The organism is Nocardioides sp. TRM66260-LWL (genome assembly GCF_020075545.1).
GTDB lineage: Bacteria > Actinomycetota > Actinomycetes > Propionibacteriales > Nocardioidaceae > Nocardioides.
On the sequence record NZ_JAIQZK010000005.1, the window covers coordinates 293,378 to 316,543 of the forward strand.

The window sequence follows — 23,166 nt, forward strand, 5'->3', positions numbered from 1 at the left end:
GCGGCGAGCGGATAGAGACGCGCGTCACGCCGCTCCTACCGTCGAGGCATGACCAGCGAGCACCGGACCGACCTGCAGCACTTCGGACTCTTCCTCGACGGCCGGCAGGTCGAGGCCCTCTCGGGACGCACCTTCGAGTCGCACGACCCCTACGCCGGGACGACCTGGGCCACCGTCGCCGACGGCGGCCCCGAGGACGTCGACCGCGCGGTGGCCTCGGCCCGGGCTGCGTTCGAGGGCGAGTGGGGGCGGATGAGCGGGTTCGACAGGGCCGCGATCCTGCGCCGCGTCGCCGAGGCGATCACCGAGAACGCCGAGCGGCTCGCGCTGCTGGAGGTCCGCGACTCGGGCAAGCTCCTCCGCGAGATGCGCGGCCAGCTGCAGGGGCTCGGCACCTGGTACTCCTACTTCTCCGGCCTGGCCGACAAGCTCGAGGGCCGCACGGTGCCGCAGCTCGCACCGCAGACCTACTTCGGCTACACGATCAAGCGTCCCGTGGGCGTCGTCGGCGCCATCACGCCGTGGAACAGCCCGCTGCTGCTCCTCACCTTCAAGCTCGCGCCGCTGCTGGCCGCCGGCAACACCTGCGTCGTCAAGCCGTCGGAGCACGCGCCGGCCTCGACCGTCGCCTTCGCGGAGGTGCTGCACGAGGCCGGGCTCCCCGCCGGCGTGCTCAACGTCGTCACCGGCTCGGACCGCGCCACCGGCGAGGCGCTGGCCGCGCACCGCGGGGTCGACAAGGTGGCCTTCACCGGCTCGACCGCCACCGGCACGAAGGTCGCGCAGGCGGCGGTCGCGAACGTCAACCGGGTCACCCTGGAGCTCGGCGGCAAGTCGCCGCAGGTGGTGTTCGCCGACGCCGACCTCGACGCCGCGGCCAACGGCCTGGTGGCGGGGGTCTTCGCCGCCACGGGGCAGACCTGCATGGCCGGCTCGCGGCTCATCGTCCACGAGGACGTCCGCGACGAGCTGGTCGCGAAGGTGGTGGCCCGGGCGGAGGCGATCCAGCAGGGCGACCCGACGGCCGCCGACACCGAGATGGGCCCCGTGGCCAACCGGCCGCAGTACGAGAAGGTGCTCGGCTACCTGCAGGGCGCCCGCGACGAGGGCTGGACGATCGCCACCGGCGGCGCGCCGAACGAGGAGCTCGGCGGGCTGTTCGTCCGACCGACGGTCGTCGTGGCCGCGCACGACGCGACGATCGCGCGCGAGGAGGTCTTCGGGCCCGTGCTGACGGCGTACACGTTCCGCGACGAGGACGAGGCGATCCGGCTGGCCAACGACACGCCCTACGGCCTGGCCGGCGCGGTGTGGACCAAGGACGTGCATCGGGCCCACCGGATGGTCGCGGCGATCCGCGCGGGCACCGTGTGGGTCAACGCCTACCGCGTCGTCGCGCCGAACATGCCCTTCGGCGGCTTCGGCCTCTCGGGCATCGGCCGGGAGAACGGCTCGGCCGCGGTCGAGGAGTACCTGGAGACGACGTCGGTGTACATCGAGCTGACCGGCGGCACCCGGGATCCGTTCAAGCTGGGCTGAGGCCCGGCCTGCTGAGCCCGGCCTGCTGAGCCCGGTCCGCTGCGCCTCGCCCGTCGGGCGCCGCGACGCGGGACAGGTCCCGCGCGGCGTCGGCCGGCCCGCGCGCGCTCTGGCTGCGCTCCCGGACGCCGTGGTCGACGTGGCGACGGCGCTCGTCGTGGGTCAGGTCAGGGGAAACCTGCACAGGTAGGGCGAAACTTCCCCTGACAACCGCCGGTTTCCCCGGTCGACCGGGGAAACCACGGCATTCCTGGGGCGCATGTGACTCACCCCCCCTCGGCGATGCGGACCCACCGGCGACGCCCGCGTATTTTCGGACGGTGCCCGACACCCGTCCCCGCCGCACCTTCGCGGTCATCAGCCACCCCGACGCGGGCAAGTCGACCCTGACCGAGGCGCTGGCGCTGCACGCCCGCGCGATCCACGAGGCCGGCGCCGTGCACGGCAAGGGCGACCGGCGCGCGACGGTGTCGGACTGGATGGCGATGGAGAAGGCCCGCGGCATCTCGATCACCTCCGCGGCGCTGCAGTTCGTCTACCGCGACCACGTCGTCAACCTCGTCGACACCCCCGGCCACAGCGACTTCTCCGAGGACACCTACCGCGTGCTGTCGGCGGTCGACTCCGCCGTCATGCTCGTCGACGCCGGCAAGGGGCTCGAGCCGCAGACCCTGAAGCTGTTCCGGGTGTGCGCGCTGCGCGGCATCCCGGTGATCACCGTCATCAACAAGTGGGACCGCCCCGGTCTCTCGGCGCTGGAGCTCATGGATCTGATCCAGGCCAAGATCGGCCTGCGCCCCACCCCGCTGACCTGGCCGGTCGGCGAGGCCGGCGACTTCCGCGGCGTGCTGGACCGCCGCACCGGCGAGTTCGTGAAGTACACCCGGACGGCGGGCGGCGCCACCCGCGCGCCCGAGCGGCGGCTGCGCGCCGAGGAGGTCGAGGAGCCGGACGCGCTGGTGTGGGCGACGGCGGTCGAGGAGCACGAGCTGCTCTCCCTCGACGAGGCCGACCACGACCAGGAGCGGTTCCTCGCCGGCGCCACCACGCCGGTCATGTTCGCCTCCGCGCTGCAGAACTTCGGCGTCGCGCAGCTGCTCGACCTGCTGCTCGACCTCGCGCCCGCCCCGTCCGGCGCGACCGGCGTCGACGGCACGGTGCGCCGGGTCGACGAGCCGTTCAGCGCGTTCGTCTTCAAGGTGCAGTCGGGCATGAACGCCGCCCACCGCGACCGTCTGGCGTACGCGCGGGTCGTCTCGGGCACCTTCGAGCGCGGCATGGTCGTCACGCACGCCTCGACGGGGCGTCCGTTCGCGACGAAGTTCGCCCAGGCCGTCTTCGGCCGCGAGACGACGTCGGTCGAGACCGCCGAGGCCGGCGACATCATCGGCCTGGTCAACGCCACGGCGCTGCGCGTCGGCGACACGGTCTACGTCGACGAGCCGATCGAGTACCCGCCGGTGCCGACCTTCGCTCCCGAGCACTTCCGCACGGCCAGCGCCGGCGACATCAGCCGCTACAAGCAGTTCCGGCGCGGCATCGAGCAGCTCGACCAGGAGGGCGTCGTCCAGGTGCTCCGCTCCGACCTGCGCGGCGACCAGAACCCGGTGCTCGCCGCCGTCGGGCCGATGCAGTTCGAGGTCGTCGAGGACCGCATGGTCAACGAGTTCAACGCCCCCATCCGGTTCTCCCGGCTCGACTACCAGGTGGCGCGGCGCACGGACGCCGCCGGGGCGGCCGCGCTCTCCGGCCTCCGCGGCGTCGAGGTGCTGCAGCGCTCCGACGGCACCCACCTGGCGCTCTTCGTCGACGCCTGGCGCGCCAAGACCACCGAGCGCGACCACCCCGACGTCATGCTCGAGGCGCTGCCCGCCGGCGGCTGACGGTCCGGGCCGGGCCGCTCGCGCGGCGCGTGCCAGCATGGGGAGTCGCCCACCGTTCGGAGGTTCCCGTGACCAGCCACGACCCGCTCGATCTCGCCGGCATCGACGACCTGCTCAGCGAGGAGGAGCGGGCGATCCGCGCCTCGGTGCGGGCGCTGTGCGCGGAGCACGTCGAGCCGTACGTCGCCGACTGGTTCGAGCGCGGCACGATCGACGACGTCCGCGGCCTCGCCCGGGAGCTCGGATCGCTCGGACTGCTCGGCATGCACCTGGAGGGCCACGGCTGCGCGGGCATGTCGGCCACCGCGTACGGCCTGGCCTGCCTGGAGCTGGAGGCCACCGACTCCGGCCTGCGCTCGCTGGTCTCGGTGCAGGGCTCGCTGGCGATGTTCGCGATCCACCGCTTCGGCTCCGAGGAGCAGAAGGACGCCTGGCTGCCGCGGATGGCCGCGGGCGAGGCGATCGGCTGCTTCGGCCTCACCGAGCCCGACGCCGGCTCCGACCCCGCCAGCATGCGCACCCGGGCCCGTCGCGACGGCGCGGACTGGGTGCTCGACGGCCGCAAGATGTGGATCACCAACGGCTCGGTGGCCGACGTCGCGGTCGTCTGGGCGCAGACCGACGACGGCGTCCGCGGCTTCGTCGTGCCCACCGACACCCCCGGGTTCAGCGCCCCGCTGATCCGCCACAAGCTCTCGCTGCGCGCCTCGGTGACCAGCGAGCTCGTGCTGGACGGCGTCCGGCTGCCGGGTGACGCCGTGCTGCCCGACGTCGTCGGCCTCAAGGGACCGCTCTCGTGCCTCAACGAGGCCCGCTACGGCATCGTGTGGGGCTCGATGGGCGCGGCCCGCACGTGCCTGGCCGCGGCGCTGGACCACGCCGGCTCGCGCGAGCAGTTCGGCCGGCCGATCGCGGCGTTCCAGCTGACCCAGGCCAAGCTCGCCGACATGGCGCTGGAGCTCACGAAGGGGACGCTGCTCGCGCTGCACCTGGGACGCCGCAAGGACGCCGGCGTCCTCACGCCGCCCCAGGTCAGCCTCGGCAAGCTGAACAACGTGCGCGAGGCCCTCGAGATCTGCCGCACGGCGCGGACGATCCTGGGCGCCAACGGCATCTCGCTGGAGTACCCGGTGATCAGGCACATGAACAACCTGGAGTCGGTGCTCACCTAGGAGGGCACGGTCGAGATGCACACGCTCGTCGTCGGGCAGACCCTCACGGGGCACCAGGCGTTCCGCTGATCCCGGATCGCGGGTCGCGGATCGACACGGGGCTCACCGCGCCGGCAGCGGGAACGCCGCCGGCGAGCGTCGTCCCCCGGCGCCGAGGGCGCGGACGCCGAACACGACGTCGTCCTTCGAGAGGTCGATCGTGGCGCTCGACACCGCGCCGACGGGGATCACGTGGGTCCAGGTCGGCTCGGTGGTGGGCCGCCAGACGACCTCGTAGCCGGTGGCCGCGGGGTCGCGCGTCCAGCGCAGCGTGGTGTCGTTGGTGAGCGCGGCGGTGTCGACGACGACGTCGCGGGGCGTGCCGGGAGCAGTGGCCAGCGACCACAGCGCCGCGCCGTTCACCCGGGCCACCCGGGCGATGTAGTCCATGTCGCAGAACTCCACGAGATCGCCGTACTGCCGGCCGTCCTCGACCCGGACGTCCTGGTGCTGGTGCGCGAAGTCCTCGGCCGGCTCGGTGAACCGGGCCGCGGGATAGCCGGCGCGGAGGAACGAGAGGTGGTCGCCGCCGCGCAGGTAGCGGTCGAGGCGGTAGACCACCTGCACGTCCATGCCGGTGACCTCGCGTCCGGCCACCTCGCCGACGAACCGGGCGAGCTCGCGCGCGGGCGAGTCGTTCTCTCCGTCGACGGCGAGCCGGGCGAGGTCGTCGTCGGTGGGCGGACGGCGCAGGCCCTCGGCGAACAGCCGCACCGTGCGGTCGTCGACGGAGCCGTCGTCGCCGCGCGAGGCGCCGACGATGTCGTTGGTGAACATGCCCTGCACGTCGGTGCCGTCGGCGCGGTACTGCTGCGCGGTGAACGTCGAGCCGTACAGGCCCTGCTCCTCGCCGGCGACCGCGAGGAAGACGATCGTCGCGTCGGGACGTCGCGTCGCCATGACCCGCGCCAGCTCGAGGCTGACGGCCACCCCCGAGGCGTCGTCGTCGGCGCCGGGTGCGTCGGAGACGGCGTCCATCACGTCGGAGGCGCGGCTGTCGTAGTGCCCCGAGACGACGTAGACGCGGTCGGGGTCGGTGCCGCCGTGCAGGGTGGCGCGGACGTTGCTGATGCGGGTCGGCGTCGGGATGCGGCTGGCCGGCTGCTGCACGTACGACGGGACGTCGACGACCATCCGACCGCCCGAGGTCGTGGCGATCCGGCGCAGCTCGGCCTCGATCCAGTCGCGGGCGGCGCCGATGCCCCGCCGCGGGTCGTCCTGGCTGGAGAGGGTGTGCCGGGTGCCGAACGACACCAGCGTCTCGATCGTGCGGCGGATGCGGCGCGGGTCGATCTCGCGGAGGATCGCGCGCAGCTCCGCGCCCGGCTCCTGGGGACGGTTGCGGCGTCCGGGCCCGGACGGCCAGGAGCCGCGCGGGGACGGTGCGCCGGGGGCCGCCTCGGCGGCCGTCCCGCCGACGAGCCCCGCTGCGGCGAGCCCGCCCGAGGCGGCGATCAGCCCGCGTCGCGTGGCGGTGCCGGGCGGCGGGTCGAGGGGTGCGTCAGGTGTCGGGTCCGAGATTCCCATGGGTCGTTCCTACCCGCCGGTGCCGACGTTTCCCAGGGCGGTGGCGGGACGCGGCGGCGATCGAGCGGCCGGTGCGCGGCATCAGGACGGGCAGAACCGATCGATGTCGGGCGAAGCTTCGCCCGTCATCGATCGGTTTCCCCGGTCGACCGGGGAAACCGGCGCAGTTCCGGGACGGGAGCGACCCCCGGGACGAGAGCGTCAGGCGGCGGCGGGGAGGCCGACCCCGGACCCGCCCGCGGCGAGCCCGGGAGCGGCGCCGGGCACGTCGAAGAGCTCGTCGGCCGGGCCGCCGACCGGCACGCCGACGGGAGCGCCGAAGCGCAGCGTCAGGTGCGGCAGCCGCCGCAGCCGCCACACGCCCCACACCAGGCAGCCGCCCGTGGAGCCGACGGTGCACACGACGCCGAGACCGCCCTGGACGGCCACCACCGACTCCGGCGGCAGCTGCATCACCAGCGCGCCGAGGCCGGCGCACACCACGTGCACGCCGCCCCAGATCAGCGCCATGCCGCTGAAGACCCGCCGCACGGCCGGGTCGTGACGCACCGACGCGGGCAGCCGGACGACGTCGCCGGCCAGCCGCAGCGTCACGGGGTGGCCGACGAGGCCGGAGACGCAGAAGAAGACGCCGAGCAGCAGGGCGATGAGGATCGGCTGCCACAGGTAGAACGCCAGCGACGAGATCACCAGCGCCGGCACGGCACGGGCCAGGAACAGCCCGGTGGCCAGCCACACCATCGTCGGGACGCGCCGCCCGAGCGCCAGCCGCAGCACCGGCAGGCCGCAGCGCCAGGTCAGCACCAGGGCCAGCCCGACCGTGGTGCCGTGCTCGCCGCCCAGGCGCAGCCCGAGCAGCAGGAGCGTCATCGGCACGAGCACGGTCTCGAGGGTGAGCAGCGCCCCGCGACGCAGCACGTCGGGCACGCGTCCGAGCTCGACGACGTGCGGCACGACGTCATGCTCGGGGTGCGGCGCGACGGGCGACTCCCGGTCGGTCGCGCGCTCGGGGCGGTGCAGGGTCACGGTCTCCCCATCGGCCGTGGCGGGCACGCCTGGAGGAGAACCCGGCGGGCGGGCCGAGATCTCCGGCGTCGGTCCAGACCAGCGTGCGGGCCGCTCGGCAACGGCAGGCCCTCGCGCGGGGCACGGCCGGTGAACGGCCCGGGACGCCCGGTCGACGGATCCGGGCGGTCGGTCCCGAGCGGGTCGGGCGACGGGTCGGGACGGGGTCAGCCGCGCAGCGCGACCGGCGGCGCCAGGTGCGCCTCGAGGTCGGCGCGCACCGCGTCGTCCAGCGGCCAGGAGGCGCCGACGCGGTGGTCCCACAGCACCAGGGCGGAGTCGGCGACCAGCGCCGGCGCGTCCGAGCCCTCGACGTGCAGCTCGGTCGAGACCGCGAAGGACGAGCGACCGACCCGGCTGACCCACAGTCGCAGCCGGAAGGGCTGGAACGGCGCGAACCGCATCTCGGCGTGGTAGTCGACGCGCTGGGAGCCCATCAGCTCCACGACGCCGTCCGGGGTGCCGGCGAGCAGCCCGGTGCCGCTGGACGACGACAGCCCCGGGGCGAAGCGCAGGAAGAGGATGCGCGCCTCGTCGATGATCCGGATGGCCTCGACGTTGTCGACGTGCCCCCCGAGGTTGACGTCGCGCATGCGCGGCTGGATCTCGCACTCGAACACGGGGGCATCCTCGCCGACGCGCGGCCGTGCGATAGGCAGGGGTCCATGCCGACCCCCTCGTACTTCGTCCGCACCGGCCCGGCCACGCTGTCCCCGACGCCGCTCGTCGGGGGAGCGTGGAACCCGCACGAGCAGCACGTCGCGCCCGCACTGGGGGTGCTGGCGCACGCGGTCGAGCAGGACGCCCGGGCGCGGCGCGACGACGTCCTGCTGCTCTCGCGCGCCACGTGGGAGATCCTCGGGACGCTGACGCTGGAGCCCGTCGAGGTCGCCGTCGAGGTGCGGCGCCCGGGCCGCACCATCGAGCTGGTCGACGCGACGCTGAGCCAGGGCGGACGTGCGGCGATCCTGCTGCGGGCCTGGCTGCAGGCGCCCCGCGACGCCGGCTCGGTCGCGGGCGGCGCGGAGGAGCCGATGGCCGGCCCCGCGGCGCTGGAGCCGTGGGACCCGACGACCGACTGGCCCGGTGCGTTCATCACCACCCTCGCCGTCCGACGACGCCGGCTCGCCCCCGGCCGCGCGCAGGTGTGGGTGCGCACCGACGTCCCGCTGCTCGACGAGCCGGTCTCGCCGACCGCGCGCCTGCTCGGGCTGCTCGACGTCGCCAACGGGATGAGCGTGCGGGCCGACCCGCGTGCCGTCGCGTTCCCGAACCTCGACCTCACCGCGCACCTGCATCGCGCGCCGGTCGGCGACTGGCTGGGCCTCGACTCCACGGTCACCTTCGGCGCCACCGGCCTCGGCCTGACCCGCGCCGTCCTGCACGACGTCGACGGGCCGCTGGGCTCGCTCGCCCAGACGCTGACGGTGCGACCGGGCTGACCCGCGTCAGGCGGCGGCGTCCCGCAGGTCCTGCTCGGCGAGCGCGGCCAGGGTGAGCAACTGCTTGCGCGCCATCACCAGGTCGCCGACGGCCAGCGCCGGCGCGGCCCAGCGCGGCCGCTCCATGACGATCTTCATCAGCAGTCGCGCCCGGTGCGCGTCGACCGGCTCCACCCGGTAGCTGAGGTGCGAGCCGAGCAGCGTCCCGGTGAGCTCGCGACCGGGCTCGACCGCCACGACGACGCCGAGCGGACGTCCCGCGCAGGCCATGAACGGCTCGCCGACCCGAGGGTCGGCGAGGTGGTGCAGCGCGCGCGGCGAGCGGCGTCCGAGGTTGTCGATCCAGTCGTAGGAGTACGGCGCCAGCCGCAGCTGCACGAGCCGCCGCCACACGACGTCGGACGGCGCCGCGACGTCGACGCCCCGCCACGCCGCCAGCGCGGGTCGCGGCCCGACCAGCACGTCGCAGCCGTACCGCGCCCGGGTCTCCGCCTCGCTCACGCCCCACCGGTCGCCGATCACGCCCCCAGCATGCCGCGCGGCCCCGCACACCGGCCTGCGACGATGGGCGCATGCGCTTCACCGAGCACGAGATGACCACCGCGCTGCACGGGTTCGTCAAGGCGGGTCTGCACCGCGACCCCGAGCAGGCCGAGGAGCTGTGGCGCACCATGCCGAAGTTCCCGCGGTTCGAGCGCATCCAGATGGTCGGCGAGGTCGTGCTGCCGGTCTTCGGGCTGCTGCCCGAGCTCGACGTCGAGACCGGCACCCAGCCGCAGTTCACCGACGAGCAGGTCGCCGACGCCCTACGGCCGTGGCTCGAGCAGCGCTTCCGCGCCCAGACCCTCGCGCAGGCCGAGGCCGACCAGGTGCCGCCGGTCGAGGCCGAGGCCGAGTTCGCCCAGTGGTGGGCCGAGCAGGCCGACGAGGTCGTCGCCCAGCACGTCGAGTACGTACAAGGCGTGCTGGCCCACCTGCCGCTGCGCAGCGAGGACGCCCAGCCGGCCGACCGGCAGGCGCCGCGACCGGCCCCGCGCGATCCTGCGGAGGTCGCCGACGACGACCTGCCCGACCTGCCGGCCGACTTCGTCATCCCCGACCACCTCTGACCCACGGCCGTGCCGGAGCCGGTGGTCCCGCACGCCGTCGGGCTCGACCTCGCGTGGGGGCTGCGCAGCCCGTCGGGCGTCGCGGTGCTCGACGCCGGGGGCCGGCTGCTCGACGTCTGCGCCGCACGCTCCGACGAGGAGGTCGTCGCGGCGCTGACGCCGTGGCTGCCGCACGCGGTGGTGGGCATCGACGCGCCGCTGATCGTCGCCAACGCCACCGGCTCGCGTCCGGCCGAGCAGGCCCTGGGCCGCGACTTCCGCCGCTTCGAGGCCGGCTGCCACCCGTCCAACACCGGCAAGCCGGAGTTCGCCGAGGGCACCCGCGCCGCCCGGGTCGCCGCGCTGCTCGGCCTGCCGCTCGACCCCGGGCCGGACGTCGACCCCCGCACCCCGCGCGCGATCGAGGTCTACCCGCACGCCGCCACGGTCGCGCTCTTCGACCTGCCGCGGATCCTGCGCTACAAGGCCAAGCCCGGACGCTCGCTCGACGACCTGCGCGGCGAGCTGCTGCGCCTGATGGACCTGCTCGAGACGGTCGTCGACACCCGCGACGGCGCCGGCGCCGAGCCCTGGGCGCGGCTGCGGCAGGAGGCCGCGACCACGACCACCAAGGCGGGGCTGCGGCGGGTCGAGGACCCCGTCGACGCCGTCGTCTGCGCGCACGTCGCGTGGCTCGCGATCCACGAGCCGGACGCCCTCGCGCGCTACGGCGAGCCGGACACGGGCGTCATCGTCACGCCCGCGCTGCCGGCGCACCGGCGGGGTGACCCGACGTCGCCGCCCGGCGCCTAGCGTCCCGTCCGTGCCCCTCACCGCCGCCCACCTGCTCGAGGACGCCTTCGGCCGGATCGAGGAGTCCCTCGACGCCGTGCTCGGCGACCTCGACGTCGACGACCTCGCCCGCCCGCCCGCGCCCGGGACGAACTCGATCGCGTGGCTGGTCTGGCACCTCGCGCGGGTGGTGGACGACCACCTCGCGGCGGTCGCCGAGCGCCCCCAGGTCTGGGAGGCAGAGGGCTTCCGGGCGCGGCTCGCGCTCGACCTGCCGGCCGACGACACCGGCTACGGGCACGGCCCCGACGAGGTCGCCCGGGTGCGGGCGTCCGGCGCCGACCTGGCCGGCTACGCGCGGGCCGCCCTGGCCCTGGCCGTCGAGGTCGTCCACGGGCTCGACGACGCCGACCTCGAGCGGGTCGTCGACGAGGCCTGGGACCCGCCGGTGACGCTCGCCGTCCGGCTGGTCAGCGTGCTCGACGACGCCACCCGGCACATCGGCCAGGCCGAGTACGTGCGGGGCCTGCTCGACCGGCGCTGAGCGCTCCGTCGCCCACCGGCTCCAGCGACCGGCTCCGGCGGCCGGGCGTCAGACCGTCGCGGCGTCGCGGGTGATCCGGTAGCGCACGAACGACGGCACGGCGAGCGCGGCGACCACCGTCCCGACGATCACCAGCACGCCGCCCCCGGCGGCGGCCGTCGCGGCGCCCACCGAGACGGCGGCGGCGCCGTGCACGACGTCGCTGATCCGCGGCCCGCCGGCCACGACCACGATGAACACGCCCTGCAGCCGCCCGCGGACGGCGTCCTCGGCCGCCGACTGCAGCATCGAGGTGCGGAAGGCCGCGGAGGCCATGTCGGCCGCGCCCCCGAGCGCGAGCAGGCCGACCGCGGCCACGAGCATCGCGGTGCGGTAGCGCCCGCCGTCGACGTCGGCCAGCGCGACCGCGACCCCGAAGCCGGCGATCGCCGCGCCCCACACCAGGATGCACACGATGACGGCGACGCCCTGGCGGGTCACCCGGGAGACCCACCCGCTGAGCACGCCGCCGACCACCGCGCCGGCCGGGATCGCCGCGAAGAGCAGCGCGAAGACCAGCCCGCCCTGCTCGGGGCCGGCGAAGTCGACGTGCGCGATCTCGGGGAACAGCGCGCGGGGCATGCCGAACACCATGGCGATGAGGTCGACGACGAAGCTCATCAGCAGGACGGGCTGGGTGCGCAGGTACGCGAGGCCCTCGATCACCGAGCGCAGGCCCGCGGCGCCGGCCGCGACGCCCTCGATCGGCAGCGGCGGCAGCCGCAGCACGGCGCCGAGGGTGGCCAGCAGGCTGATCGCGTCGATCAGGTAGAGCCAGGAGAACCCGAGCACGGGGATCAGCGCACCCGCGACGAGCGGCCCGGCGATGCCGCCGGCCTGCATGACGGTCATGCTCAGCGAGTTCGCCGCCGGGAGCAGCTCGGGCTCGAGCAGCCGCGGCAGCACGGCGCTGCGCGTGGGCTGGTTGACGGCGAAGAACGCCTGCTGCACCGCGAAGAGGCTCAGCAGGAGCCACACGTTCCCCGAGCCGAGCGCGGCCTGCAGCCAGAACAGGGTGCTGGTGCCGATCAGGCCGAGGGTGGTGACGACCAGCAGGGTGCGGCGGTCGACGACGTCCGCGAGCGCCCCGCCGTAGAGGCCGAACACGACGAGCGGGACGAGCCCGAACAGCCCGGTGAGACCCACGTAGGCCGACGAGCCGGTGTCGGCGTAGATCTGCGCCGGCACGGAGACGACCGTCAGCTGCGCCCCGATGACGGTGACGATGTTGGCCAGCCAGAGCCGCCGGAAGTGCGGGTTGCGCAGCGGGCGGGTGTCGGCGACGAGTCCACGGATGCCCACGGCGATCGAACCTACGTCGTGCCCGGTCGCGGGCCGGCATCGGCGGGCGCGCCGGGCCGATCCGAGTCGGGCAGGGACGAGCCGGGTGCACCTAGGCTCGCGGGCATGCGCTTCGGGATCACCCTGCTCACCGACCAGCCGTGGCGGGAGGCCGCGCCGCGCTGGCGTGCCGCCGAGGAGCTCGGCTTCGACCACGCCTGGACCTACGACCACCTGATCTGGAGCGGCCTCACCGGGGCGCCCTGGCGCGGGGCCACGCCGGTGCTGGCGGCCGCGGCCGGCGTCACGTCGTCGATCCGCCTCGGGACGCTCGTCGCCTCGCCCAACTTCCGCCACCCCTACCAGCTCTTCCGCGACGCCCAGGCCCTCGAAGACGTCTCGGACGGCCGGTTCGTGCTGGGCATCGGCGCCGGCGGCGACACCGACTCCGCGGTGCTCGGCGTCCCGCGCAGCCGCAAGGAGCGCTCGGACCGGTTCGAGGAGGCGCTGCGGGCGCTCGTCCGGCTCCGCGACGCCGACCCGGACGAGGCGGTCGACCTCGCCGGCGAGCACGTCCGCACCGCCGGCGCCCGCACCGCGCCCGGCCTGCCGCGCACGCCGTTCCTCGTGGCCGGCGACGGGCCGCGGGCGATCCGGCTGGCCGTCGAGCTCGGCGACGCCTGGGTGCTCACCGGCCCCTGGGGCGTCCCGCTGGCCGACTGGTGGTCCGGCGTGGAGGTGGCCGTGGGCCGCGCCGAGGAGGCGCTGGCCGCCACCGGTCGCGCCGGCCTGGACCGTCACCTGCTGCTCGACGCCGCCCCCAGCGGCGCCCTGCCCGAGGGACGCACCGCGCTGGCCTCGGTCGGCTTCTTCGAGGAGCTCGTCGGCCGCGCGTCCGAGCTGGGCTTCACCGACGTCACCTGCCACTGGCCCCGCGCCGACCAGCCCTACGCCGCCGACGAGGCCACGCTCGAGCGGGTCGCCGCCGACGTGCTGCCGCGCTGGCGCTGACGCTTGTAACGCGGAGTCCCGTGAACCTCCCACCCGTCAGGAGTGGTGGTCAGTTGACGGGACTCCGCGTTACATGGGTGGGCGCGCCCGACCGGGGCGCTCAGCCCAGCAGGCCCTCCACGGCCGCGACCACGCTCGGGTCCTGCGGCTCGACGCCGGGGGAGAACCGGGCGACGACGGCGCCGGAGCCGTCGACGAGGAACTTCTCGAAGTTCCAGGCGATGTCGCCGGCCTCGCCCTTCTCGTTCGCCACCGGCGTCAGCTCGGCGTAGAGCGGGTGCCGGCCCTCGCCGTTGACCTCGATCTTCTCGGTCATCGGGAAGGTGACGCCGTAGGTGGCCGAGCAGAACTCCTGGATCTCCTCGGACGTGCCGGGCTCCTGGCCGCCGAACTGGTTGCACGGCAGGCCGACGACGGTGAAGCCGCGCTCGCCGTACTGCTCCTGCAGGGCCTCCAGACCGGTGTACTGCGGGGTCAGGCCGCACTTGCTGGCGACGTTGACGAGGAGGGCCGGCTTCCCGCCGGTGATCTCGCCGAGGGTGGCGGCGGTGCCGTCGAGGCGGGCGATCGGGGTGTCGAGGATGCTCATGGCCTCGAGCCTAGGAGGCGGGCGCTCAGGCCTCGGCCGGGACGGCGGCCGGGACGGCGGCCGGGACGTCCGGCGCCGCGTGACCGGCCGCCTCGTGCGCGGCCATCCAGCGCCGTCCGGGCAGGGCGACGAGGGCGCCCAGCGCTCCGAGCAGGCACAGCGAGCCGATCACCAGGCAGCCGGTGGCCAGCCCGTCCATGAACGCGGTCTCCAGCGCCGAGCGCACCTCCGGCATCCGCGCACCGAGCGCGTTCGCGACGCCGACGGACTCCTGCGCGGCGCGCAGCTGCTCGGCGGGCAGCCGGGCGCCGTCGAGCAGCTCGCCGAGCCGGCTGGCGTAGACGCTGGAGAAGACCGAGCCGATCACCGCGACGCCGAGGGTGCCGCCGAGCTCGCGGGTGGCGTCGTTGACCGCCGAGCCGACGCCGGCCCGCGCGGGCGGCAGGGTCTGCAGGATCGACTCGGCGGCCACCGTGCTGACCATGCCCAGGCCGAGGCCCATGAGGATCATCTGCGGCACGATCACCGTCGGGTACGACGTGGTGACCTCGGAGGTCGAGATCCACAGGAACGAGCTGCCCAGCAGCGTCAGGCCCAGCGTGACGACGGTCTTCGCGCCCAGCCGCGGGCCGAGCAGCCCGCCGAGCACCGACGCCACCGCGATGCTCGCGGCCACCGGGATGGTGCGCGCGCCGGCGCCGAGCGGGGAGTACTCGCGCAGCAGCTGGAAGTACTGCGTGATCAGGAAGATGAAGCCGAAGAGCGAGAAGAAGGCGATCGTCACGGCGCCGGACGCGGCGGAGAACCGCGGGTCGGAGAAGAGCCGGACGTCCAGCATCGGGTGCGCGACGCGCCGCTCGACGGCGACGAACACGCCGATCAGCAGCGCGGCTCCGGCGAACCCGGTGAGCGTGGCGGTCGACGACCAGCCGTGCTCGGGGCCCTCGATGATCGTGTAGGTGAGCAGGCCCAGCGCCGCCACGGAGATGCCGAGTCCGGGCAGGTCCAGGCGCGGGACGGCGGGATCGCGCGACTCCGGCACGAACGCCACGGTCATGGCGATGGCCAGCACCGCCACGGGCACCAGCGCCCAGAAGACCGCGTGCCAGGTGAAGTGCTCGAGCAGCCAGCCGCCGGTCACCGGGCCGAGCGCCACGCCCATGCCGGTGGCCGCGCCCCAGGCGCCGAGGGCGGCGGCGCGCTCCGTCCGCTCGGTGAAGGTGTTGGCGATGATCGACAGCGTCGTGGGGAAGATCAGCGCCGCGAACGCGCCCATGACGAAGCGCAGCGCGATCAGCTGCTCGGCGTTCTGCGCGAGCGCGGCCACGGCGCTGGAGAGGCCGAAGCCGGCCAGGCCGAGGAGCAGGGCGGGACGGCGTCCGAACCGGTCGGAGAGGGAGCCCATCGCGAGCACCAGCGCGGCGAAGGCCAGGTTGTAGCCGTCGACGATCCACAGCAGCTGGCGGGTGCCGGCGTCGAGCGCGGCGGAGAGATCGGGGACGGCGACGTTCACGATCGTGGTGTCGAGGTTGATGCTCAGTGCGGCGAGGCAGACGGTCACCAGCACGAGCGGCTTGCGCACGGTGCTCATCGGGTTCTCCTGATGGGGACGGCCGAGATAAGTGGACGGTGTCAACATGGCGACGTCGTCGAGTGTGGACCGCAGATGTGGCCACTGTCAACATGCCCGTCGGGTGGTCTACCCTCGTCGCCGTGAGCACCGCCCGCGCCTACCACCACGGCAACCTGCGCGCGGCCCTGGTCGACGCCGGCGTCCAGGTGGTGCGCGAGCACGGAGCCGCGGGTGCCGACGCCGTCGCGCTGCGCGACCTGGCCCGGCGCGTGGGCGTCAGCCACAACGCGGCCTACCGGCACTTCGCCGACCGCGAGGAGCTGCTCGGCGAGATCGCCGGGGTCGGCATGACCGCGCTCACCGAGGCGATCGCCGCCCGGCTGGCGACGCTGGGCGAGCCCGACGCGGTGCGCGCGGCCCGCCTGGCGCTGCGCGAGATCGGCCGCGGCTACGTCGCCTTCGCGCTCGCGGACGCCGGGCTGTTCCGCCTCGCCTTCGCGGCCTACCCCAGCCTGGCCGGTGCCCCCGCGATGGAGCCCGAGCTCGAGGCGACGGTCGAGGCCAGCCCGTTCGGCCAGCTCAACCGCGCCCTCGACGCGCTCGTCGAGGTCGGCTACCTGGCGCCGGACGCGCGTCCGGGCGCGGAGTTCACCTGCTGGAGCCTCGTCCACGGCCTGGCCATGCTCTTCCTCGAGGGACCGCTCCAGCGGCTGGGCCCCGCGGAGCGGGAGTCGATCGTCGAGGGCGCGCTCGCCGCGATCGACCGCGGCTTCGGCGGCACCACCGGCGGCGCCTGGCCGCCGCTGGGCTGAGCCGGCCCCGATCGAGGCCGATCGATCCGCGTCGATCCGCCACGACCCGCCGCATGTAACGCGGGGTTCGACTGCTCTACGCACCCCACATACGGGTCGACCAGAGGGGGTGGACCCCGCGTTACATGCCGGGCCGGGCCGGGCCGGGCCGGGCCGGGGCGGATCGGGTCGAGTCGGCCGCAGGACCGCGTCAGGCCCGCAACGCCCCCCGCGCCATGGCGCTGAGCAGCGGTGCCATCTCGGCGTCGGGCAGCAGCGCGGAGCGCGGGGTGGAGTTGATCAGGCCGAAGGCCGCGTGGGCGCGGGCGCGGGCGGCGTCGAGGGAGAGCCCGGGGTCGAGGGCCCGCAGCCGCTCGGCCCACACGTCGACGTAGGCCAGCTGCAGCGTCCGCACCCGCTCGCGGGCGTCGACCGGCAGCGACTCCCAGTCACGGTCCTGGACGACGATGAGCGCGCGGCGTCCGAGCGCGAACTCGACGTGCCAGGCGATCAGGGCGTCGAGCGCGGTGGCCTCGTCGGGCGCCTGCGCCACGCGGGTGCGGGCGACCGCCAGCAGCCGTTCGCTGATCTCCTCCAGCATCTCGGCGAGCAGCGCGTCCTTGGACGCGAAGTGCTTGTAGAGCGCCGGGCCGGAGATGCCGCAGGCCGCGCCGAGGTCGGCGACCGAGACGCCGTGGAAGCCGCGCCGGGCGAACAGGTCGGCCGCGATCTGCAGGATCTGCTCGCGGCGGCTCACCGGACCGGTCGACGTCGCCTCGCTCACCGGGTCAGGGTAGTGGTCCCTCGCGCTGCCGGTTAACGATCGCTAACCTGTGACCGTGGCCACGTCCCCGGATCTCCGCGCGCTCACCGCCGAGCTGCACGAGCGCCTCGCCCGCGTCCGCCAGGGCGGCGGGGAGGCGTCCCGGCAGCGGCACGTCGCCCGCGGCAAGCTGCTGCCGCGCGACCGCGTCGAGCACCTGCTCGACCCCGGCAGCCCCTTCCTCGAGCTGGCGCCGCTGGCCGCCTACGGCATGTACGGCGAGGACGCCTGGGCCGTGCCCAGCGCGGGCCTGATCGCCGGCATCGGGCGGGTGCAGGGCCGCCTCGTGCTGGTCGCGGCCAACGACGCCACGGTCAAGGGCGGCACCTACTACCCGACGACGGTCAAGAAGCACCTGCGGGCCCAGACGGTCGCCGCCGAGAACCGGCTGCCGTGCGTCTACCTCGTCGACTCCGGGGGCGCCTTCCTGCCGATGCAGGACGAGGTGTTCCCCGACCGCGAGCACTTCGGCCGGATCTTCTTCAACCAGGCCAACCTCAGCGCGCGCGGCATCCCGCAGATCGCCAGCGTGATGGGCTCGTGCACCGCCGGCGGCGCCTACGTGCCGGCGATGAGCGACGAGACGGTGATCGTCCGCGGGCAGGGCACGATCTTCCTCGGCGGACCGCCGCTGGTGAAGGCGGCCACCGGCGAGGTCGTCACCGCCGAGGAGCTCGGCGGCGGCGACGTGCACGCCCGGACGTCCGGGGTCGCCGACCACCTGGCCGAGGACGACGACCACGCGCTCGCGATCGTCCGGGGCATCGTCGACACCCTGCCGCCCGACCCCGCGCCCGCCTGGGAGGTGCGCGCGCCCGAGGAGCCCGCGCTCGACCCCGCGACGCTGCTCGACGTCGTCCCCGCCGACACCCGCACGCCCTACGACGTGCGCGAGGTGATCCGCCGGATCGTCGACGGCTCGCACCTGCAGGAGTTCAAGCAGCTCTACGGCGAGACCCTCGTGTGCGGGTTCGCGCGCATCTGGGGCCACCCCGTGGGCGTCGTGGCCAACAACGGCATCCTCTTCAGCGAGTCCTCGCTCAAGGGCGCGCACTTCGTCGAGCTCTGCAACCAGCGCGGCATCCCGCTGCTGTTCCTGCAGAACATCTCCGGCTTCATGGTCGGCCGCGAGTACGAGAACGGCGGCATCGCGCGCGACGGCGCCAAGCTGGTGACGGCGGTGGCGTGCAGCGTCGTCCCGAAGCTGACCGTGGTGATCGGCGGCTCCTTCGGCGCCGGCAACTACGGCATGTGCGGGCGCGCGTACGACCCCCGGTTCCTGTGGATGTGGCCCAACGCGCGCATCTCCGTGATGGGCGGCGAGCAGGCCGCCACCGTGCTCGCGACCGTGGCCGGACGCGACGCCGACCCCGACGTCGAGGCGTTCAAGGCGCCGATCCGCGCCCAGTACGAGACCCAGGGCTCGCCCTACTACGCCACCGCGCGGCTGTGGGACGACGGCCTGATCGACCCCGTCGACACCCGCCGGGTGCTGGGCATGGCGCTCGAGGTGGTCGCGCGGACGCCCGTACCGGAGCCCTCCTACGGCGTCTTCCGGATGTGACGGCGCCGTGACGCACGAGGGACGAGTGCGGCGCGGGGGCGCCGTCAGGTCGAGCGTGGCCCGCGACCGAGGGACGAGGTCGCGACGGCCGCGTCGAGGCCGGGTGGTCGGGCCTGCGCAGGGGCCGGTCGCCGTGACGCACGAGGGACGAGGACGGACCCGATGATCCAGACCCTGCTGATCGCCAACCGCGGCGAGATCGCGATCCGCGTCGCCCGCACGGCGCGCGCGCTCGGCGTCCGCACGATCGCGGTGCACGTCGACGGCGAGGAGCGGGCGCCGCACGTGCGGGCGACCGACGCGGCGGTGCGCGTGCCGTCGTACCTCGACGTCGACGCGGTCGTGGCCGCCGCGCTCGAGGCCGGGGCCGACGCGGTGCACCCCGGCTACGGCTTCCTCTCCGAGCGCGCGCCGTTCGCCGCCGCGGTGGCGACCGCCGGGCTCACCTTCGTGGGGCCGTCGGCCTCGGTGATGGAGCGGATGGGCCACAAGGACGCCGCCCGCGAGATCGCGCAGGCCGCGGGGGTCCCGGTGGTGCCGCGCGCCGAGGCCTCCGACGGCGCGGTGCCCCGCGCGTTCCCGGTGCTGGTGAAGGCCGCGGCGGGCGGCGGCGGCAAGGGCATGCGGATCGTCCGGACGGCCGCCGAGCTCCCCGAGGCCGTGCTGGCGGCGCGGCGCGAGGCCGAGCGCGCCTTCGGCGACGGGACGCTGCTGGTCGAGCGGTACGTCGAGCGCGGTCGGCACGTCGAGGTGCAGGTGCTGGCCGACGCGCACGGCACCGTCGTGCACCTCGGCGATCGCGACTGCTCCGCGCAGCGGCGCCACCAGAAGGTGCTCGAGGAGGCGCCCGCGCCCGACCTCGACCCCGGCGTCCGGGCGCTGATGCTCGACGCCGCCGTGGCCCTGGCCCGCGAGGTCGGCTACGTGAACGCCGGCACGGTGGAGTTCCTCCTCGACGTCGAGTCGGGCGAGCCCTACTTCCTGGAGATGAACACCCGCCTGCAGGTGGAGCACCCCGTCACCGAGGGCGTCGTCCGGGTCGCCGGGCGGGCGCTCGACCTCGTCGAGCAGCAGCTGCGGATCGCCGCCGGCGAGCCGCTCGGCTTCGCCCAGGACGACGTCGCGGTGGTGGGGCACGCGATCGAGGCGCGGGTCTACGCCGAGGACGCCTACGGCGGCTTCCTGCCCCAGGCCGGCACCGCGACGCACGTCGTGTGGCCGTCGGCGTCGGACGGCGGCGTGCGCGTGGACCACGCGCTGGAGTCGGGCCAGGTGGTCAGCACGGCCTTCGACCCCATGCTCGGCAAGGTGATCGCCGTCGGCGCCGATCGCGACGAGGCCCGTCGGGGGCTCCTCGACGCGCTCGACCGCACCGCGATCCTCGGGCTCACCACCAATGTCGGGTTCCTGCGCGCCCTGGCCGCCTCGGACGCCTTCGCCGCCGGGCCGCTCGACACCGCCTGGCTCGACCGGCACGCCCTGCCCGAGCCCGACGACGCCGACGCCCGCGCCATCGTCGGCCTGGCGCTCCGCGGCGAGCTGGCCTCCGTTGCGCAGGCCGGCCCGTGGGCGGACGACGGCTTCCGCTCCTCGGGCGGCTCCGCTGCGCTCGTCGAGCACGGTCGGACCCTGACCCCACCGTCCGGCCACTGGCACCGCCACGACCTCGACGACGGGCTGGTGCGCCTCGCGGGCGACGTCCCCCCGGCCGTGGGGTTCGTGCGGCGCCCCGGATCGGCCGGTCCCGGGTCCGCCGGGGGCGCGTCGGAGGTCGTCGTCCGGGGGCAGCGGTTCGTCCTCGGCCCCCGCGACACCGCCTGGACGGGCGTCAGCGCCGGGGACGGCACCCTGGCCGCCCCGATGCCCGGCACCGTGCTCGACGTGCGGGTCGCCCCCGGTGACGCGGTGGCCGCGGGCGACGTGCTGGGCGTCGTCGAGGCGATGAAGATGGAGCTCGCCCTGGCCGCGCCGTTCGACGGGACGGTCACCTCGGTCGACGCCGTCGTCGGCTCCCAGGTCGCCCTCGGCGCGGTGCTGTTCGTGGTGGAGGCGGGGGAGTAGGACGCGGCCGCGCCAGTTTCATCGGTCAACCGAGGAAACTGCGCCCGGGGCCGAGCCGGCCCTCAGGCCACCGGCAGCACCCGCTCGGCGTACCGGCCGAGCTTCCAGGTGGCGTATCCGTCGGCGCCCATGCCGACGACGCCGCCGACGACCGGCACGCGGCGTCCGACGGTGACGGCCATCCGCTTGCCGGCCACCCGCGTCAGGAGGTCCTGGGCGACCTGGCCGGTGATCGTCCGGTCGAGGGTCGGGTCGACGGCCTCGGCGGTGATCAGGCCGGCGGGGCCGGCGGGCAGCACCTGCGTGCGCACGAGCCGGTCGACGGTGTCCTCGCCCATCAGCACGGTGAGGATGGCGTTGCGCACCCGCGGGTCGGCGAGGTCGTGGCCGCGCAGGTGCGCGATGCCCGCGACCATGCGGCACTGGATGAGCGCGAGCCCGGTGATGTTCGCGGGCACGGTGACGGCCGCGCTGACGATGCCGCCGATGTTGGTGAGCAGACCCTGGCCGCCGGCGTAGCGCACGTGGTTCTCGATCACCTCGTGGATCGCCCGCCCCACGTCGCCCTTCTGCTCGCGCAGCTGCTCGTCGGCGGCCTTGGCGGCCGGCGGCAGCGGGCCGATGCCGAGGATCGCCCGGTTGAGCGCCTCGCGGACGAACGCGGACGTCGCCCCGGGGGCGAGGTCGGTGACCTTCGGCGCCAGACGGGAGGCGGCGGCTCCGGCGAGCGAGCGGCGACGGGGGCTCATGGTGGACGGCTCCTTCGGGGAGGACGGCGGTGCACGACGGACGGTCGTGGTCAGATCGTAGGGAGCCTGCCCGCACGCGCGGGCGCCGTCCCGGTGACCTACCGTTCGGGGGATGGGCAGCGAGCCGGAGTCGACGCGGTGGACCTTCCCGACGCTCGAGCAGATGGACCCCGACGACGACCTCGTCGCCCTGGGCGCCGACCTCGAGCCCGGGACGCTCCTGGCCGCCTACCGGGCCGGGCTGTTCCCGATGCCGTCGGGGCCGGTGCAGCCGTGGGTGCCGCGTCTGAGCCGGTTCCGTCGCGGCCCGCGTCGGGACGAGCCCCTCGCCTGGTTCAGCCCCGTCCGGCGCGGCGTCCTGCCGCTCGACGGTCTGCGGGTCTCCCGGTCGCTGCGTCGCGCGTGCCGGGACTTCGACGTGCGTCTCGACACCGCCTTCGACGACGTCGTCGCCGGCTGCTCCGACCCGAGCCGCGACGGCGCCTGGATCGACGATCGCATCGCGCTCGCCTACGGCCACCTGCACCGGCTCGGCTGGGCGCACTCGGTCGAGGCGTGGCGTGACGGCGAGCTGGTCGGCGGGCTGTACGGCGTGGCGATCGGCGGGCTGTTCGCGGGCGAGTCGATGTTCCATCGCGAGCGGGACGCCTCGAAGGTCGCGCTGGTGGGCCTCGTCGAGGCGCTGCGCGACGAGCACGCCGACGCGCGGCTGCTCGACGTCCAATGGCGCACCGACCACCTGGCGAGCCTGGGGGTAGTCGAGATCCCGCGGGCGGAGTACCTCACACGCCTCTCTCAGGCGACTGGCCTACCGTTGCCGGGTCCGTTCGTCGCCTGACGCGCACCCCCGCCGCAGGCCAGACCCTGGGAGTGGTCGCATGTCCCGTCGTCCCTCGCTCGCCGCCGGCGCCCTGCTCGCGGGCGTCCTGTCCGCAGCGCTGACGGGATGCAGCGGCGACTCCTCGCCGTCCGCCGACGCCCCTGCCGCGGGCGCCCCGTCGGGCGCGGCCTCCGCGGGTACCTCCGGCGGCGCCTCGCCGGCCGCCGTCCCCTCCGACGCCGGCGACTTCTGCGCCGCCTACGCCGTCACGCTGAAGGCCGGCACCGACCTGCCGAAGCAGAAGGAGGCGATCGCGAAGCTGGCCGCCGTCAAGGTGCCGGCGAGCATGGACGAGGACGCGAAGGCCGGTCTCGGGCTGCTGATCTCGGCCATCCAGTCGTCGCAGACCCGCGCCGACCTCGAGAAGCAGGGCCAGGGGCTCTCCTCCGAGCAGACCGGACGCCTGCTCGCGTTCTCGCAGTACCTCACGGTCGCGTGCCCTGACCAGCTCGGCGCGGCCGCCTCGTCCAGCCCGTCGGCGTCGCCGACGAGCTGACGCCCGGCGGCGGGCTCAGCCGACGAGCGACACCAGGAGACCGCCGACCAGGAGGCCGGCGAGCGACGCCGCCAGGACCGGCGTCGGCAGGTCTGGGGTCAGCCAGACCGTCCCCTCGGCCCCACTCGTCGCGACTGGTCAGGGGAAACTGGACGTTGTCAGGCGAAACTTCCCCTGACAACGTCCGGTTTCCCCGGATATCCGGGGAAACCTGCGCG

The 23,166-nt window shown here is 74.9% G+C and carries 21 protein-coding genes and 1 pseudogene; 13 read left to right on the forward strand and 9 right to left on the reverse strand.

The window, feature by feature from the left end; genetic code table 11:
- Positions 1–48 precede the first annotated feature (48 nt).
- The 3 genes and pseudogenes from K8Z61_RS14005 to K8Z61_RS14015 all read left to right on the forward strand — a co-directional run bounded on the left by K8Z61_RS14005 (position 49) and on the right by K8Z61_RS14015 (position 4,663).
- Entirely contained in the window at positions 49–1,539 is a 1,491-nt protein-coding gene (locus K8Z61_RS14005; protein ID WP_224130498.1) for an aldehyde dehydrogenase, read from the forward strand.
- 320 nt (positions 1,540–1,859) lie between these two features.
- Positions 1,860–3,422 carry a peptide chain release factor 3 gene (locus K8Z61_RS14010; RefSeq protein ID WP_224130499.1) on the forward strand — a complete coding sequence of 521 codons (1,563 nt, stop codon included), beginning with the start codon at positions 1,860–1,862 and terminating at the stop codon, positions 3,420–3,422.
- Between the two features lie 68 nt (positions 3,423–3,490).
- A pseudogene (locus tag K8Z61_RS14015) lies at positions 3,491–4,663 on the forward strand (acyl-CoA dehydrogenase family protein).
- 33 nt (positions 4,664–4,696) lie between these two features.
- On the opposite strand, the gene K8Z61_RS14020 reads toward K8Z61_RS14015, so the two are convergent.
- The 3 genes from K8Z61_RS14020 to K8Z61_RS14030 form a co-directional block, all read right to left on the reverse strand.
- Positions 4,697–6,160: a M28 family metallopeptidase gene (locus K8Z61_RS14020; protein ID WP_224130500.1), complete on the reverse strand. Its 1,464-nt coding sequence runs from the start codon at positions 6,158–6,160 to the stop codon at positions 4,697–4,699.
- Between the two features lie 201 nt (positions 6,161–6,361).
- Positions 6,362–7,186 carry a hypothetical protein gene (locus K8Z61_RS14025; RefSeq protein ID WP_224130501.1) on the reverse strand — a complete coding sequence of 275 codons (825 nt, stop codon included), beginning with the start codon at positions 7,184–7,186 and terminating at the stop codon, positions 6,362–6,364.
- A gap of 206 nt (positions 7,187–7,392) precedes the next feature.
- Positions 7,393–7,845: a thioesterase family protein gene (locus tag K8Z61_RS14030; RefSeq protein WP_224130502.1), complete on the reverse strand. Its 453-nt coding sequence runs from the start codon at positions 7,843–7,845 to the stop codon at positions 7,393–7,395.
- A gap of 45 nt (positions 7,846–7,890) precedes the next feature.
- Here K8Z61_RS14030 and K8Z61_RS14035 point away from each other — a divergent pair, with 45 nt between their 5' ends.
- Positions 7,891–8,667, forward strand: a complete 777-nt coding sequence (locus K8Z61_RS14035; RefSeq protein ID WP_224130503.1) for a thioesterase family protein — start codon at positions 7,891–7,893, stop codon at positions 8,665–8,667.
- A 6-nt stretch (positions 8,668–8,673) separates the two neighbouring features.
- Here K8Z61_RS14035 and K8Z61_RS14040 read toward each other — a convergent pair whose 3' ends face one another.
- A complete protein-coding gene (locus K8Z61_RS14040; RefSeq protein WP_224130504.1) occupies positions 8,674–9,189 on the reverse strand; it encodes a hypothetical protein in 516 nt (171 codons plus the stop codon).
- 50 nt (positions 9,190–9,239) lie between these two features.
- Here K8Z61_RS14040 and K8Z61_RS14045 point away from each other — a divergent pair, with 50 nt between their 5' ends.
- Genes K8Z61_RS14045 through K8Z61_RS14055 form a run of 3 tightly spaced genes read left to right on the forward strand, consistent with a single transcriptional unit; the run spans position 9,240 to position 11,091 of the window.
- Positions 9,240–9,776, forward strand: a complete 537-nt coding sequence (locus K8Z61_RS14045; protein ID WP_224130505.1) for a hypothetical protein — start codon at positions 9,240–9,242, stop codon at positions 9,774–9,776.
- A gap of 9 nt (positions 9,777–9,785) precedes the next feature.
- Positions 9,786–10,568 carry a DUF429 domain-containing protein gene (locus tag K8Z61_RS14050; RefSeq protein WP_224130506.1) on the forward strand — a complete coding sequence of 261 codons (783 nt, stop codon included), beginning with the start codon at positions 9,786–9,788 and terminating at the stop codon, positions 10,566–10,568.
- A gap of 10 nt (positions 10,569–10,578) precedes the next feature.
- Positions 10,579–11,091 carry a mycothiol transferase gene (locus tag K8Z61_RS14055; protein ID WP_224130507.1) on the forward strand — a complete coding sequence of 171 codons (513 nt, stop codon included), beginning with the start codon at positions 10,579–10,581 and terminating at the stop codon, positions 11,089–11,091.
- Between the two features lie 48 nt (positions 11,092–11,139).
- On the opposite strand, the gene K8Z61_RS14060 is transcribed toward K8Z61_RS14055, so the two are convergent.
- Positions 11,140–12,432 carry an MFS transporter gene (locus K8Z61_RS14060; RefSeq protein ID WP_224130508.1) on the reverse strand — a complete coding sequence of 431 codons (1,293 nt, stop codon included), beginning with the start codon at positions 12,430–12,432 and terminating at the stop codon, positions 11,140–11,142.
- Between the two features lie 105 nt (positions 12,433–12,537).
- On the opposite strand from K8Z61_RS14060, the gene K8Z61_RS14065 reads away from it, so the two are divergent.
- Positions 12,538–13,422: an LLM class flavin-dependent oxidoreductase gene (locus tag K8Z61_RS14065; protein WP_224130509.1), complete on the forward strand. Its 885-nt coding sequence runs from the start codon at positions 12,538–12,540 to the stop codon at positions 13,420–13,422.
- A 100-nt stretch (positions 13,423–13,522) separates the two neighbouring features.
- Here the strand turns inward: K8Z61_RS14065 and K8Z61_RS14070 are convergent, their stop codons facing one another.
- Both K8Z61_RS14070 and K8Z61_RS14075 read right to left on the reverse strand, forming a co-directional pair.
- Entirely contained in the window at positions 13,523–14,011 is a 489-nt protein-coding gene (locus K8Z61_RS14070; RefSeq protein WP_224130510.1) for a glutathione peroxidase, read from the reverse strand.
- A gap of 25 nt (positions 14,012–14,036) precedes the next feature.
- On the reverse strand, positions 14,037–15,602 hold the full coding sequence (locus K8Z61_RS14075) for an MFS transporter (protein WP_224130511.1): 1,566 nt from the start codon (positions 15,600–15,602) through the stop codon (positions 14,037–14,039).
- A gap of 122 nt (positions 15,603–15,724) precedes the next feature.
- On the opposite strand from K8Z61_RS14075, the gene K8Z61_RS14080 reads away from it, so the two are divergent.
- On the forward strand, positions 15,725–16,396 hold the full coding sequence (locus K8Z61_RS14080) for a TetR/AcrR family transcriptional regulator (RefSeq protein WP_224130512.1): 672 nt from the start codon (positions 15,725–15,727) through the stop codon (positions 16,394–16,396).
- A 190-nt stretch (positions 16,397–16,586) separates the two neighbouring features.
- Here the strand turns inward: K8Z61_RS14080 and K8Z61_RS14085 are convergent, their stop codons facing one another.
- A complete protein-coding gene (locus K8Z61_RS14085; RefSeq protein WP_224130513.1) occupies positions 16,587–17,159 on the reverse strand; it encodes a TetR/AcrR family transcriptional regulator in 573 nt (190 codons plus the stop codon).
- A 55-nt stretch (positions 17,160–17,214) separates the two neighbouring features.
- Here K8Z61_RS14085 and K8Z61_RS14090 point away from each other — a divergent pair, with 55 nt between their 5' ends.
- Together K8Z61_RS14090 and K8Z61_RS14095 are read left to right on the forward strand one after the other, a co-directional pair.
- Positions 17,215–18,762 (forward strand): carboxyl transferase domain-containing protein, encoded by a 1,548-nt coding sequence (locus K8Z61_RS14090; RefSeq protein WP_224130514.1) that lies wholly within the window; start codon positions 17,215–17,217, stop codon positions 18,760–18,762.
- Positions 18,763–18,924: 162 nt separating this feature from the next.
- The gene (locus tag K8Z61_RS14095) at positions 18,925–20,823 is read left to right on the forward strand and encodes a biotin carboxylase N-terminal domain-containing protein (RefSeq protein ID WP_224130515.1); all 1,899 of its coding nucleotides are present in this window, start codon (positions 18,925–18,927) and stop codon (positions 20,821–20,823) included.
- Between the two features lie 62 nt (positions 20,824–20,885).
- On the opposite strand, the gene K8Z61_RS14100 is transcribed toward K8Z61_RS14095, so the two are convergent.
- Positions 20,886–21,572 (reverse strand): EcsC family protein, encoded by a 687-nt coding sequence (locus K8Z61_RS14100; RefSeq protein WP_224130516.1) that lies wholly within the window; start codon positions 21,570–21,572, stop codon positions 20,886–20,888.
- A gap of 112 nt (positions 21,573–21,684) precedes the next feature.
- On the opposite strand from K8Z61_RS14100, the gene aat reads away from it, so the two are divergent.
- Both aat and K8Z61_RS14110 read left to right on the forward strand, forming a co-directional pair.
- A complete protein-coding gene (gene aat, locus K8Z61_RS14105) occupies positions 21,685–22,410 on the forward strand; it encodes a leucyl/phenylalanyl-tRNA--protein transferase (protein WP_224130517.1) in 726 nt (241 codons plus the stop codon).
- Positions 22,411–22,450: 40 nt separating this feature from the next.
- Positions 22,451–22,948, forward strand: coding sequence for a hypothetical protein (locus K8Z61_RS14110; RefSeq protein WP_224130518.1), 498 nt, complete (start codon positions 22,451–22,453; stop codon positions 22,946–22,948).
- Positions 22,949–23,166: the final 218 nt, after the last annotated feature.

Excerpts from the sequence above, each read along its gene's own strand:
- K8Z61_RS14005 (WP_224130498.1), top strand. The coding sequence starts at position 49 with ATGACCAGCGAGCACCGGACCGACCTGCAGCACTTCGGACTCTTCCTC.
- K8Z61_RS14065 (WP_224130509.1), top strand. The coding sequence starts at position 12,538 with ATGCGCTTCGGGATCACCCTGCTCACCGACCAGCCGTGGCGGGAGGCC.
- K8Z61_RS14110 (WP_224130518.1), top strand. The coding sequence starts at position 22,451 with ATGTCCCGTCGTCCCTCGCTCGCCGCCGGCGCCCTGCTCGCGGGCGTC.
- K8Z61_RS14020 (WP_224130500.1), bottom strand. The coding sequence starts at position 6,160 with ATGGGAATCTCGGACCCGACACCTGACGCACCCCTCGACCCGCCGCCC.
- K8Z61_RS14045 (WP_224130505.1), top strand. The coding sequence starts at position 9,240 with ATGCGCTTCACCGAGCACGAGATGACCACCGCGCTGCACGGGTTCGTC.
- K8Z61_RS14100 (WP_224130516.1), bottom strand. The coding sequence starts at position 21,572 with ATGAGCCCCCGTCGCCGCTCGCTCGCCGGAGCCGCCGCCTCCCGTCTG.
- K8Z61_RS14095 (WP_224130515.1), top strand. The coding sequence starts at position 18,925 with ATGATCCAGACCCTGCTGATCGCCAACCGCGGCGAGATCGCGATCCGC.
- K8Z61_RS14035 (WP_224130503.1), top strand. The coding sequence starts at position 7,891 with ATGCCGACCCCCTCGTACTTCGTCCGCACCGGCCCGGCCACGCTGTCC.
- aat (WP_224130517.1), top strand. The coding sequence starts at position 21,685 with ATGGGCAGCGAGCCGGAGTCGACGCGGTGGACCTTCCCGACGCTCGAG.
- K8Z61_RS14070 (WP_224130510.1), bottom strand. The coding sequence starts at position 14,011 with ATGAGCATCCTCGACACCCCGATCGCCCGCCTCGACGGCACCGCCGCC.
- K8Z61_RS14075 (WP_224130511.1), bottom strand. The coding sequence starts at position 15,602 with ATGAGCACCGTGCGCAAGCCGCTCGTGCTGGTGACCGTCTGCCTCGCC.